Below are 13,443 nucleotides of genomic sequence, written 5' to 3'. Positions count from 1 at the left end.
CGGGCGGTGGCGTAACAGAGGTGCGTTCGACCCCGCGCGATGTTGGCCAGTGTGACCGCCTCGGCGTCATTCCAGCCCCGTCGGATCCCCGTGTCTCAACAGGTCCAAGACCCAAGCGAGAACGTGCAGCGCCCTACGATGAAGTCAACGCGGCTTGATGGCCTTGCTGCTGAGCTGTTTGCGATCCCAGCGCACCCGCACGGCGCCGGCATGTCGCAGACCTCGAAGGCTCCCGGAAGGTGAGGCGCCCGATCGTGGAGGCGGGCTCGAACCCGATCTATCCCAAGCGTTGACGGGTGTCCGGACCGCGGAAGACGCATCGTGCTAACCGGTTCCGGCCACCAGCACCCGGACTGCGCCCATGGTCTGTCGGAAGAGTTCGCGGCTCGGATGGGAACGGCGAGGTCGCCGTGCGAGATCGCTGGGCGGCCGTCCCGAAGCCCTGTCGCCATGTCTGCCAGTGCACCCCACGAAGGTCGCGGTGGCGGCGCCGGGCAAGACCGAATCCGGACTTCTGTTGGGGTTCATGTCCGAAGGGGACACGCGGGCTAACCGCACCTCTCGACCTGCGGAGACGGTGAATGCCTGCGTGCGTGCGGTTGGCGCGATACTTTCTGCGTCGAGTCGCCGAGCTCGGCCTGGCTGAATTCACGGCTGTCGGTGGAGCGGGTCGATCCAGTGGACGGTGTCGGGTTTCTCCACGGGTTCGATGTCGAGGTTGACGACGATTGCTTCGCTATCGCTGCGTACCAGAACGCATTCGAGGGGCTCGTCGGTGCTGGCGTTGATTTCTTGGTGCGGGACGTAGGGCGGTACGAAGATAAAATCGCCGGGCTCTGCCTCGGCAACGAACTCGAGCCGCTCGCCCCAGCGCATTCGAGCGCGTCCTCGGATGACATAGATGACGCTCTCCAGCGCACCGTGATGGTGCGCGCCGGTCTTGGCGTTCGGGTGGATCGTAACCGTGCCGGCCCAGATCTGCTGGGCACCGACTCGCGCGGCATTGATCGCCGCGGCGCGGTTCATTCCCGGCGTCTGCGAGGTATTCGTATCGAGTTGATCCGACTTGATGACACGCACCCCGGTATCGCGCCAGGTGCCGTCGGCCGACGAATTCGGTTGTGGTTCATTCGCTGTCACGTGCTGCCTTTGGGTCGGGATCGAGCTCGAATTCTATCGTCGACTCGATCGGATAGAGCTCGTCATTTCCGGGATTAGGCGGCACCTATCGGATAATTCGATCATTCCTGGGTTATCGGTGCACGCCGTGCTCGGAGATGATGAATGGCCGGTTCCCGTGGGGATCACATCACCGAATAGGAGCGCGTTCGATGTCTGTTTCGACCACCTGGACGGCGTCCATCTCCGGTGCCGTCTATGTCGGCGAGCACATACCGGTCGCCTACCGGAGCGACCGGTCCGGCTATGCGCCGTCGAGTGTGCCGGAGGTGCTGGTCGTCGCCGCAGACGTCGACGATGTGCGGCGGGCGGTGGTTCTCGCGGCCGAGGCCGGACTGACGGTGGTCGTACGGGGTGGTGGCAGTGGGTTGGCGGGTGGCGCGAGTGCCGGTGCGGGATCGTTGATTCTGGATGTGAGCCGTCTGGACGGCATACTCGAGATCGCAGCTGCCGATGAGCTCGCGGTGGTGCAGGCCGGTGTCAGCGCGGCGGAACTCGACGCCGAAGCCGGGCGGCGCGGCCTGCGCTACGTTCCCGATCCGGCCAGCGTCGCCATCTCTACTATCGGCGGCAATATCGCCACCAATGCTGGTGGTCTGCGCTGCGTCAAGTACGGCGTCACCGGTGATTCGGTGCTCGGGTTGAGCGTTGTCCTCGCCGATGGCCGACTGATCCACACAGGGCGGCGTACCGCGAAAGGTGTTGCGGGACTGGATCTGACCAGTTTGTTCACCGGATCGGAGGGCACGCTGGGCGTTATCGTCGAGGCGACGGTGCGGCTGCATCCGATTCCGGTGCGCACCGTGACTGTCGCGGCCTATTTCGAGGACGTCGAGCAAGCTGCCGCTGCAACGGCCGCGGTGCTGTCCGCGCGCGTGCGGCCGTCGCTGCTCGAGTTGCTCGATGAGCGGTCCCTGTGCGAAGCACAGGACTTCCTGGGTATTCGAGCGCAGTCGGCCGGTGCGTTCGTGGTCGCGCAGACCGACGGATTCGGCGCCGACGCGGAGGCCGGGATTATCGAATCCACCTTCGGGCAATTCACTTCCCGGGTTCTGGTCGGTGACGATCCTGACGTGGCCGACGAACTGCTCGTGGTGCGTCGTTCGGCGCTGCCCGCGCTGGAACGGCACGGCCGGGCGCTGATCGAGGATATCGCGGTGCCGCGGACTCGGATAGCGGATGCGGTTCGCCGTATCACCGACATCGCTGAGCGACACCGCAGTCGGATCTACACCTTCGGCCATGCGGGTGACGGCAATCTGCATCCGATCATCGTGGTACCGCCCGGGGATGCGGCGGCCGAGCGGCGCGCAGCCGCAGCCGCCGACGAAATATTCGCAACCGCACTGGAATTGGGCGGTACAATCACCGGCGAACACGGCGTCGGCGTGCTCAAGCGGCGCTGGTTGGAGCAGGAACTGGGGCCGGACGCATTGCGTGTGCAGCGTGCGGTGCGCGCCGCGCTCGACCCCTCGGGGCTGTTCAATCCGGGGAAGGTGGACTGACCGGTCAGGCGTGTGCCTGTGCCGCGCCGGTCGCGACCGGACGAGTGGGGTCCGTGCTCCACTCCGACCATGATCCAGGAAATAGTGCGGCGTCGATGCCGATGATCCGGAGTGCGGCGATATTCACCGCCGCGGTGATGCCGGACCCACAGTAGACGCCCGCCGCGGCCGCGTCGCGGACTCCGGCGGCGGTGAACAATGCGTCGAGTTCTGCTACGGGGCGGAAGAATCCGCGATCGTCGAGGAGTGCGCCGCTCGGTACGTTGCGCGCGCCGGGTATGTGTCCGGCGGCGAGGTCTACCGGTTCGGACTCCCCGCGGAATCGTTCGGGTGCGCGAGCGTCTATCAGCACGCCGCTGTTGATGATGGCGGAGGACTGCGCGGCGGTCAATGTCGGGAGCGCTCCGACGTACAGGTTTTCGTGTGGTACTTCGATATCACCGTCGTGTGGATGTTCGCCACCGGTCTCGAGTCCTCGGCCGGCCGCACGCCACGCGGCCAATCCACCGTCGAGAATCCGGACGTCGGTAATGCCCGCGGCCCGCAGCATCCACCAGGCCCGCGCCGAACCCACCCGATTCCAGTTGTCGTACAGCACGATCGGCACTCCGGTGCGCGCGCCCCAGCGCCGCGCGGCGGCCTGTAGGGCGGATCCGCTCGGGAGCGGATGTCGGCCACGTCCCTGCCGCGAATGATCGGACAACTCGGTTTCCAGATCGACGTCGACCGCGCCGGGAAGGTGGCCGTCCCCGTAGGCGAGGCGCCCGTCGGGCTGGTCCAGTTGCCAGCGCACATCCAGAATGGTGACTGGTTCGCCTGCGTCGATCCGTTCGGCCAGTTCCGCGACGGTGATCAGTGTGTCTGTGCGCGTACCCATTACGCGACTCCCCTCAGTTGACGTCCGGTCAGCGACCGGTAATGCGTGCTGGTCGCCTCGATGGCGGTCAGTTCGATATCGGGTCCCAGTCCACGTCGGGCTATCAGCCGTACGTCGATGCATCCCATCGGCGGCAGATCGGTCACTTCCGCGAGACCGCGCGGGATGGCCGCGTGGAACGGCAACAGCGCGATGCCCAGGCCTGCCTGCGCGGCGGCCAGAACACCGTCGAGGCCGGCGGATTCGGCGGCGACCGAGACGTCGTAGCCCAACTCGGCGAGGCGGTGCAGGGCACGTCTGCGCAAGCCGCACGGTTCATCGAAGGCCACCAGGGAAATCGGGCCACGGGTGGCGGCCAATTGCCAGCCCGGGGCGGCGACCCAGCGCAGTTGGAGTTCGCCGACCTCCGCGCCGACTGGTTCGGCATTGCCGCCGAGCACCACCGCGAGATCGAGCGCGCCTTTGGTCACCGATTCGGCGAGGCTGGTGGATCGGTCGATTCGAAAGTGCAGGTACACATCCGGATACGCGCTACGCAGCACACTGAGCAACTCCGGCAGCAGCCCATCGGCGGCGTGTTCGGTGGACCCGATGGTGATCCGATTCGGATCCACGACGACGAAGCGTTCGAGTAGCCGGTCGTGTGACGCGAGCAGCGTGCGGGCCTCGACCACGAATCGTTCGCCGTCGACGGTGAAACGTGAACCGCGGCCGTCTTTTTCGACGAGTGTCCGCTTCAGCCGCCGCTCCAGCAACCGCACATGCTGGCTGACGGTCGGCTGACTCAAATGCAGGGCGTCGGCCGCGCGTCGGAATCCGCCTGTGTCGGCGATGGCCACCAGGGTCTGTAGATGCACCAAGTCCAAGGGATCTGCCATTACACGCCCACCTGTCTCCGCCTCGACATTCGGATGACACAACGCAACTACATTCGGTCGCAATTGCGCACCCTTTGAATCTGTGAGATCGGAACGTCCTGGTAGCGGGGCCATTATGGCTATCGGTTCCGATCGGCGATATCGATCGAAAACCATGATCGAAACTCTGGTTTCGGCGACCACCGGCTTCCTACCATGACATTCACCGTCGAGCCCTAGCGAATTCGGTTCGGCCGCGCACCTGCGCAACGCCGACCGGGAAGGACCAGTATGACCCTCGATCCAGCCGGGGATTCGGTACCAGCCACTGCCGCGTCGAAGGTGGAGTTCATCAGCCTGACGCACCTGAACCCAGCTACCGAACTGAACCCGATACCCAGTCGCGGTATCGATCTGGCCTTCCTGCGCCGCTATGTCCGGGCGCTCGAGGACGGCGGTTTCGACCTGACATTGCTGCCTTACGCGTCGGCCAGTGCGGATTCTTTCGTACTCGCCTCTGCCGTCGGGCAGCTCAGCGAGCGGCTCAAACCCATTGTCGCGCTGCGTCCGAATACGGTATTCCCGACCGTCGCGGCACAACAGTTGGCCACGCTCGACCAGCTCACCGAGGGCCGCGCGTTGGTCCATCTGATTTCCGGCGGCTATACCGCCGAGCAAGCACGGCAAGGCGACTACCTCTCGAAGGAGCAGCGCTACGCCCGCACCGACGAGTACATCGACATCCTGCGCGACGCGTGGACCAAGACCGAACCGTTCTCGCACGACGGCGCGCATTACCGGTTCGACGGGTTCGGACCCGGATTCGCCCCCTACGCCGGATCAATTCCGATCTCGATCGGCGGTTCCTCCGACGCGTCGTTCGACATCGGCGGCCGGAAGGCGGATATCTTCAGCTTCTGGGGCGAACCGCTGGCCGACATCAAGAGCCAGATCGAACGGGTGCACGCCATCGCGGCCGCGGCCGGACGCACCGATCGCCCGCGGATCTGGGTGACGTTCCGTCCGATCATCGATCGGACCGACGAACTGGCTTGGGCGAAGGCCAACGACTACGTCGCCCGGATCGAGCACACCTTCCGGACCGGTGCGCTGCGCAGGCAGTACGCGGGAGCGAAACCGGAGAATGTCGGATCGCAGCGTCTGCTCGAATTCGCCAGTCGCAAAGATGTTTACGATCGCGCGCTGTGGACCCGCACGGCCGTGGCGACAAATGCTGCGGGCGCGTCCACGGCGTTGGTCGGCAGCCCGGAGACGGTGGCCGCCGCGATCGTGGACTACATCGACCTCGGCGCTGATCTCGTATCCATTCGCGGCTATGACACTCTCAATGACGTCATCGACTACGGCCGCTATGTATTGCCGCTGGTCCGCCAGGAATTGGTGCATCGCGCAGCGACAGGGCGGCGCGGCACCCTGCAGGCCGAGCATCCGGGTGCGCTGGCCGCGGCAGGTCGGTCGTGACCTCCGTACACGCCCGGCCGGTCACCCTGACCGTCCCCGATACCTCGCCTACCGCGCTGGCCGCGCTGACAGCCGAACTCGCCGCCACCGCAGCCGCCTATGACCGCAGTGGTGAGATCCCGGCCGCGGGTTTGGCGGCCGCGCACCGCGGCGGCTATCTCACCGCGACGGTGGCCGCGCGCTATGGCGGACCCGAGCTCGAACCGCTCGAGGTGGTGCGGATCCTGGTGGCACTCGGTGAGGGCGACCCGTCGGTCGCGCTGATCGCCGCGAATAATCTTGCGGCACATCGGATCCAGACTGTGGCCGGTAGCTGGCCAGAAGACGTGTATACCGAGTTGCTGCGCCGATCGGCCGAGGGACCCGCGCTGGTGAACGCGATCCGGGCCGAGCCCGAACTGGGCGCACCGGCTCGAGGCGGCTTGCCCGCCACCGTTGCCAGTCGCACCGAGTCCGGGTGGATTCTCAACGGTCACAAGACCTTCGCCACCGGCGGGCAGGCGCTCGCATATCACCTCGTGTGGGCCGTGACCGATGAAACTCCCTTGCGGGTAGGGCATTTCATCGTGCCCGCCGATGTGGACGGTATCGCCTGGCGCGATACCTGGGACCATCTGGGTCTGCGCGCCTCGAACACCCATGACGTCAGCTACACCGATGTCGCGCTACCAGACGGAAACTTTCTGGAGATACCGCAGCAGAACGGCGTCTACCGGGATCCGGCGGCAACCGCCGGTCCTTCGTCGTTCGGACATGCCGCACTCTATGTGGGTGTGGCTCGGGCGGCCCGCACCGCATTCGTCGACTATGCCCGAACCAGGGTGCCGACCGCGCTTGGCCGCCCGATCGCCGACACCGAACGCATCCAGGCCGTGGCCGGTGAGGTCGAAACACAGATCATTCAGGCCGAAACGCTGCTGTACGGCACGCTGTTGCGGCTGGCGGCCGATGAACCGGAGGTCGCGAGTCGACTGTCTCCGGTGAAGGTGCTGATCGCCAGATCGGCGATCGCGGCGGTCCAGACCGCCGTCGCCGCACTCGGCAATGCGGCCCTGACCCGCCGCAATCCGCTGGAGCGGCACCTACGCGACGTGCTGTGCGTGCGAGTGCACCCACCCCAGGAAGACGCCGCAGTGCTGACCGCGGGCCGGACCGTGCTGCGGCCGGGCGAGTAGATCGCCACACACCTACCAGATACCGAGCCGGGCACCGGTTTTCGGACCAACGATGAGGAATCACCCCACGATGTCGAAGATGTTCCATGCCGTGCGCGGCAGATCCGGTCGAGGCACGGCCGCAACCGCCGTCGCGGCGCTTACGCTGCTGATAGCGACGGCGTGCGGTGGGGGGAATCAGCAGAGCGGCCCATCCGGCGCGGGCCAGGACCCGGTGCGCGGCGGTACCCTCGATATCGCTTTCTGGCCCGATAACGCGGCCTTCGCGTGCATCGACCCATTCCAGGTCTATTGGATCGAACATCGCTCCCTGATCCGCAATTTCGCCGACTCGCTGACCGATCAGGATCCCGACACCGGCGAGATCGTGCCGTGGCTGGCCACCGGCTGGCAAGTGAGTCCGGACGGACGTGACTACACCTTCACTCTGCGCGACGGTGTCACCTTCGCCGACGGCGCGCTACTCGATGCCGCGGCGGTGAAGACGAATTTCGACGCATTCCTCGACTTGGTCCGCCGGACCGGCGGCAGTGCCTTCGGCGCCAGCTATATCGTCGGGCTCGAGTCGATCGAGGTCCTCGGCGCCAAGACCGCGAAATTCCATTTCACCCAGCCGAACTCGTCGTTCCTGCAGGCGACTTCGACGACCAATCTCGCACTACTCTCGCCCGCCTCCTTCCAGAAAACACCGCAGCAGCGGTGCCAAGGCGACATTGTCGGATCGGGGCTGTTCGTATTGGACAAGTACACCCCGGGACAAGGCGTTTCGCTGAGCAGACGGACCGGATACCAGTGGGGTTCGAAGCTGAGCAAGAATACCGGCGAGGCATACCTGGACAAAGTCCAGGTAACCTACGTGGCCGAGGACAGCGTCCGCACCGGCAATCTGGTCAGCGGTCAGATCGATATCGCCTGGCCGCGCAATCCGTTCACCGTTGAAGATCAGCGGCTCATCGAGCGATCCGGTGGATACATCCGCTCGCGCCCACTGCCGGGAGTGTCGTTCGCGCTGTTCCCCAATGTGTCGGAGGGGCATCCGCTCGCCGACGATCAGGTGCGCAAGGCGCTCTACCGTGCCACCGACGTAAAGACCTATGCGGCAACGGTATACGGAGCCGACTACCCGGTGGTCGGCGGCGGCTTCGACAGCACCACACCGTATTTCGTTTCGCAGGCGGGCAAACTGGGCTACGACCCGCAGGAAGCCGGGAGCATCCTCGATGCCGCGGGGTGGCGGCTCGCGCCCGGTGAGCAGTACCGCGCCAAGGACGGCAAGCGACTGACCTTATCGCTGCTGACCACCCAATCCGGGGCCGGAACGGAACTGTTCCAGGATCAGCTGCGCAAGGCCGGGATCGAGCTGAAGATCGATGTCGTAACCGCCGCCGAGCGGCCCGGTGCCATCACCGGCGGTCGCTACGATCTCGCCGAGACCTACTTCACCAGGGCTGATCCCGGTGCGCTGCAGTTCATTCTGGTCGAACAGCTGGCCAACTCGAAGGCGATGGCCCGCAACGCGCAGACACCGGCGACCGCGGCCCGGGTCCAGCAGCTGTTCAAGCAGGCCGTCGAGGCCACCGACAAGACCGAGAGCCAGCAGGCATACGGCGAACTGCAGAACCTCCTGATCGACGCGGGCGTGATGTTCCCGCTGTTCGAACGGCTGCAGTACGCCGGGATCAGTAACAAGGTCAACGGATTCCGGTTCACCTCGGAGAGCTTTCTCGCCCTGAACGACACCTGGATCCAGCCGTAGCCCTGGCCGGGCACTTTCGGAAGGAGGAACCGCGACGATGACCCGATATATCGCGGGCCGGGTCGCCCAGGCGATCCTGGTGCTCTGGGCCGCCTTCACTGTCACGTTCATCGTGCTGTACCTGTTGCCGAGTGACCCGGTCGCCATTCAACTCGGCGCTGCGGGCATCGAAACCGATTCGCTCACACCGCAGCAGTTGGCGGTGGCGAAGGCGAAGTACGGGCTCGACCGCCCGGCGCTCGAGCAATATTTCTCCCTGCTGTCCGGTGCGCTGCACGGTGATTTCGGCACCTCGATCGCCAAACAGGTGCCGGTCACGGACCTGATCGGAGCCCGGCTCGGCGGCACCTTGACCCTCAGCGCGCTCGCGGGTGTATTGGCCGTTCTGCTCGGCACCGGTCTGGCCTATGTGGCCGCGTTCGTGCGGAACCGGCCGCTGCGTATGCTGCTGGACCGGCTGCCCGCCCTTGGTGTCGCGGTGCCGTCATTCCTGGTGGGACTGGTCCTGATCCAGTATTTCGCCTTCGACCTCGGCTGGTTGCCGTCGATGGGCACCGGTGGCTGGCGACACCTCGTGCTGCCGGTGATCACGATGGCGATTCCGGCGGCCGCCCAACTCGCGCAGGTGCTGACGCGGAGTTTCCACGAAACGCTGCGTGAACAGTACATCGTCACCGCGCGAGCCAAGGGGCTCTCGCGCGGCGAGGTGCAGTTGCGCCATGCCTTCCGCAACGCTGCGCTGCCGGCGCTGACCATCTTCGGGCTGTTGGTCGGGGTGACGGTGACCAGTGCGATCGTCGTCGAGACTGTGTTCAACCGCAATGGCATCGGCAAGCTCGCCCAGGAAGCAGTGCTCGCCAAGGACGTTCCGGTGGTGCTCGCGATCGTGGTACTCGCGGCGACTGGATTCGTCGTCGTCAACCTGCTCATCGATCTGATCTATCCGTTGCTCGATCCGCGGATCACCCACACCACGAGAGCCGAGGTGAGCTGACATGGTGCAGACGCTGATCGAACCCAGTGACACCGCATCGATTCCGCCGAGCCCCGCGGTGGAATCGAACCGGTGGGCACCGCGGCGCGCGCGGGCCGTCAGGCTGATCCGCAGACCGCTGTTCGTGCTCGCGGGTGCCGTGGTGATGTTCGTGATCGCGGCCGCGTTCGCGCCGTCGATCTTCACGTCCTATGACCCGTACGCGACCTCGCCCCGCGAGCGACTGCAAGCGCCTAGTGGGACACACCTTTTCGGGACCGATGATGTGGGCCGAGATCTGTGGGCACGGACTCTCTACGGCTCGACACTGACCATTCAGGCGGCACTCATCGCGGTGGTCATCGCCCTCGTGGCAGGCTTGGCACTCGGCGTGCTCTCCGGATTCTTCGGTGGCGTGGCCGATTCGGTGATCATGCGCGCGGTCGATGTACTGCTGGCGATTCCCGCACTGCTGCTCGCGCTGGCGATCGTCACCGCGCTCGGTTTCGGGACCGTCCCGGTAGCGATCGCGGTCGGCATCGGGATCTTGCCCGGATTCGCGCGCACGACCCGTTCGGAGGTGCTGCGGGTGAAGACGCTGCCGTATGTGGAGGCCGCTCGGGCCGGTGGCGCGTCCTGGACGCGAGTTCTGCTGCGGCACATCCTGCCCAACTCGTGGGGACCGGTAATGGTGTTGGCGGTACTCGATTTCGGAACCGCGGTCATCGCCGTCGCGGCACTGAGCTTTCTCGGATTCGGCGCGGCCCCGCCACAGGCCGAATGGGGCACGCTCGTCGCCAACGGGCGCAACTTCCTGGTGACCGCTCCATGGGTGTCATTGATGCCGGGGGTGGTCGTCGCGACGACCGTGCTGTCGCTCAACCACCTCGCCAAAACCTTGCAGGAGCTGCGACGATGACCGCATCCGAAGCCATTGTCGACATCGATCACTTGACTGTGGGGTACTCCCGCGACGGTGTGGTGGTTCCGGCTGTCCGCGATCTGACGCTGCGCGTGCGGGCGGGCGAAATCGTCGCTCTGGTAGGGGAATCCGGCTCCGGAAAGACCACGACCGCCAACGCCATCATCGGGCTGCTGCCCGAGGCGGGACGCATCACCGGCGGCGTCATCCGGGTCGCGGGGGTCGAGATCGGCGGCGCGAGTGAGAAAGTCGTCCGTTCGTTGCGCGGATCGACGGTCGGCCTCATACCGCAGGATCCGATGGTCGGCCTCAACCCCACCCAGCGCATCGGCGTCCAGGTCGCCGAGGCGGTACGGCAGCGCGGAGTTCACGGCCCGCGGGTCGATGCGGAGGTGCTCGATATTCTGCGCACCGCCGGGCTCGACGATCCCGAACAGCGCGTCCGGCGGTATCCGCACGAATTGTCCGGCGGGCAACGTCAGCGGGTGCTGATCGCCATCGCGCTGGCCGGTCGGCCCGAGCTGATCATCGCCGACGAACCGACCAGCGCGCTCGATGTGACCGTACAGGCCCGCATTCTCGACCATCTCGAATCATTGGTGCGCGATACCGGAACCGCGCTTGTGATCATCACGCACGATCTGGCCGTGGCCGCTGATCGTGCCGACCGGGTCATCGTCATGCGCGAAGGCCGGATCGTCGAAGAAGGTTCTCCCACTGATATTCTCGTCGCGCCGGCAGACGACTACACGCGCCAGCTGATCGCCGCCGCGCCCGCACTGACCCACGGTGGTGTCATCGAGCCACGATTCGTGCTGTCACCCGATGCGGTCGAGGTGGACGATCCGATTCTCGAACTCGATTCGGTGACAAAGGTTTTCCGGTCCCGCAGTGGGGGGCGGCGGGAACGCTTCGTCGCGCTCGACAACGTCTCCCTCCGGGTTGCGAAGGGGCGCATGCACGCGCTCGTCGGCGAATCCGGTTCGGGGAAGACCACAACGCTGCGGATCGCCATGGCACTGACCGAACCTACCTCCGGCACAGTGCGTTTCGATGGCGCGGAGATCACCCGGCTCTCGTGGCGCGCCGTGCGACCGCTGCGGCGCAGATTCCAACTGGTACACCAGAATCCGTTCGCATCACTGGATCCGCGGTTCACAGTCCGCGAGAGCGTTACCGAGCCGCTGGTGTCGTTTCGGATCGGCACGAGGTCCAGCCGCTCGGCGCGGGCGATCGAATTGCTCGATCAGGTCGCACTGCCACGCACCTATCTCGATCGACTGCCCGCGGAACTGTCCGGCGGCCAACGCCAGCGGGTGGCGATCGCGCGGGCGATCGCGCTCGAACCCGAGTTGGTATTGCTCGATGAACCGGTTTCGGCGCTGGACGTATCGGTGCAGGAACAGATCCTGAACCTGCTCGGCGAACTTCAGGACAGGCTCGGGCTGACCTATCTTTTCGTTTCGCACGACCTGGCCGTTGTCGGGCGGATCGCGCATACGGTCTCGGTGTTCGACAAGGGGCGAGTGGTGGAATCAGGTTCGGCCGCAGCGGTTTTCCGTAATCCGCAGACCGCGTACACGCAACGTCTGCTCGATGCGATTCCGGGCCGTAGGTCCGCCGCGTCGATCGACCTCGCGGTCCGATGACGCGCTATGTAATCGTCGGCGCCGGGGCGGTCGGCGTGAGCCTGGCGGTGGAACTGGGCGCGCTCGGGCATCAGGTCTGCTTGATCGCTCGCGGCGACACGTTGCGCCACTTCGCGCTGAACCCGGTCGCGTATCGGACAGCAGCGGGCACGCGGTCGGTGAGGTTGCCGGTCGCGGCGATCACCGACGATCTCGAACTGGCTCGAGGCGATATCCTGGTACTCGCGTCGAAGACGCAGGATGTGCGCGATGCCGTGCGGGCGCTCGCCTGGCACGAGGTTCGCGATACGCGGGGCGAAGTAGTCGGCGTGGCCGCCGAGCATCTGCCTGTCGTCACGCTGCAGAACGGCCTCGATGCCGAGCGCACCGCGGCCAGATGGTTCACGACCGTTATCGGCGCCACGTTCCTGATCTCGGCCCACTACGTGCGGCTCGGCGAGGTGCAGGTCGGCGGGAGCCCCTATGTGGGGTGCGTGATCGCAGGCGTTGCAGCGGGTGCGCCGACAGCTGGCGAGCGCGCGTTGAAAACCTTCGCCGAGGACTTGCGGGATGCGCATTTCGTGGTCGAATCGGTTCCGGATATCGGGGCCTATAAGGCGGCGAAGATTCTGCTCAGCGTCAAGAACGGCCTCGAGGTGCTAGCCGGTGACCGTACGGTCAAGGATGCCGTAGGTGCCGCGTTGGTCGCGGAGACACGGGCTGTGCTCGCCGCGGCCGGGATCGCACACCAGGAGCCATCCGCGCTTGTCCGCATCGTGCAGCAGGCTGGTATCGAACAGGTCGGCGTATCGCGCGGCCAACAGTCCACGTGGCAGAGTTTCGCGCGCGGGGCCGGTTCGAACGAGGTCGACTACCTCAATGGTGAAATCGTCATGCTGGCGCGCCTGCACGGCATTTCGGCCCCGCTCAATACGCGGCTGCAGCGACTGCTCGGGCGCGCGGCGCGCGCGGGTGGCGGAATCGAATTGCCCGGTCTGGATTCGTTGGCGGGCCTCATGTAGGAATCTCGTTTCCCAATACGAATTCGGCCATTCGAAAGCAATCCGGAAGTGCCCGAAGGTCATGGGG

General features: G+C 65.7%; 11 protein-coding genes. 8 read left to right on the top strand and 3 right to left on the bottom strand.

From position 1 onward, the window contains the following. Positions 1 to 648 precede the first annotated feature (648 nt). Positions 649 to 1,026, bottom strand: a complete 378-nt coding sequence (locus ACZ60G_RS14865) for a cupin domain-containing protein (protein ID WP_465810668.1) — start codon at positions 1,024 to 1,026, stop codon at positions 649 to 651. A gap of 305 nt (positions 1,027 to 1,331) precedes the next feature. Here ACZ60G_RS14865 and ACZ60G_RS14860 point away from each other — a divergent pair, with 305 nt between their 5' ends. After that, a complete protein-coding gene (locus ACZ60G_RS14860) occupies positions 1,332 to 2,684 on the top strand; it encodes an FAD-binding oxidoreductase (protein ID WP_465810667.1) in 1,353 nt (450 codons plus the stop codon). A 4-nt stretch (positions 2,685 to 2,688) separates the two neighbouring features. Here the strand turns inward: ACZ60G_RS14860 and ACZ60G_RS14855 are convergent, their stop codons facing one another. Both ACZ60G_RS14855 and ACZ60G_RS14850 read right to left on the bottom strand, forming a co-directional pair. Then, positions 2,689 to 3,561, bottom strand: coding sequence for a sulfurtransferase (locus tag ACZ60G_RS14855; RefSeq protein WP_465810666.1), 873 nt, complete (start codon positions 3,559 to 3,561; stop codon positions 2,689 to 2,691). Next, positions 3,561 to 4,439, bottom strand: coding sequence for a LysR family transcriptional regulator (locus ACZ60G_RS14850; RefSeq protein WP_465810665.1), 879 nt, complete (start codon positions 4,437 to 4,439; stop codon positions 3,561 to 3,563). The genes ACZ60G_RS14855 and ACZ60G_RS14850 overlap by 1 nt, the downstream gene beginning before the upstream one ends. A 270-nt stretch (positions 4,440 to 4,709) precedes the next feature. Between ACZ60G_RS14850 and ACZ60G_RS14845 the strand changes: the two genes are divergently transcribed. From ACZ60G_RS14845 to ACZ60G_RS14815, 7 genes are all read left to right on the top strand, one after another. After that, entirely contained in the window at positions 4,710 to 5,900 is a 1,191-nt protein-coding gene (locus tag ACZ60G_RS14845; RefSeq protein ID WP_465810664.1) for an LLM class flavin-dependent oxidoreductase, read from the top strand. Continuing rightward, positions 5,897 to 7,075, top strand: coding sequence for an acyl-CoA dehydrogenase family protein (locus tag ACZ60G_RS14840; RefSeq protein WP_465810663.1), 1,179 nt, complete (start codon positions 5,897 to 5,899; stop codon positions 7,073 to 7,075). Before ACZ60G_RS14845 ends, ACZ60G_RS14840 begins: the two co-directional genes overlap by 4 nt. Before the next feature lie 70 nt (positions 7,076 to 7,145). Next, entirely contained in the window at positions 7,146 to 8,831 is a 1,686-nt protein-coding gene (locus tag ACZ60G_RS14835) for an ABC transporter substrate-binding protein (protein WP_465810662.1), read from the top strand. Between the two features lie 37 nt (positions 8,832 to 8,868). Continuing rightward, positions 8,869 to 9,825, top strand: coding sequence for an ABC transporter permease (locus tag ACZ60G_RS14830; protein ID WP_465810661.1), 957 nt, complete (start codon positions 8,869 to 8,871; stop codon positions 9,823 to 9,825). A gap of 1 nt (position 9,826) precedes the next feature. After that, positions 9,827 to 10,723 carry an ABC transporter permease gene (locus ACZ60G_RS14825; protein ID WP_465810660.1) on the top strand — a complete coding sequence of 299 codons (897 nt, stop codon included), beginning with the start codon at positions 9,827 to 9,829 and terminating at the stop codon, positions 10,721 to 10,723. Then, positions 10,720 to 12,375, top strand: coding sequence for a dipeptide ABC transporter ATP-binding protein (locus ACZ60G_RS14820; protein WP_465810659.1), 1,656 nt, complete (start codon positions 10,720 to 10,722; stop codon positions 12,373 to 12,375). Before ACZ60G_RS14825 ends, ACZ60G_RS14820 begins: the two co-directional genes overlap by 4 nt. After that, positions 12,372 to 13,376 carry a ketopantoate reductase family protein gene (locus tag ACZ60G_RS14815; RefSeq protein ID WP_465810658.1) on the top strand — a complete coding sequence of 335 codons (1,005 nt, stop codon included), beginning with the start codon at positions 12,372 to 12,374 and terminating at the stop codon, positions 13,374 to 13,376. The genes ACZ60G_RS14820 and ACZ60G_RS14815 overlap by 4 nt, the downstream gene beginning before the upstream one ends. Positions 13,377 to 13,443 lie beyond the last annotated feature (67 nt).

This window comes from Nocardia sp. NPDC102475 (assembly GCF_055584605.1).
This window is presented reverse-complemented; position numbering and strand designations above follow the sequence as displayed.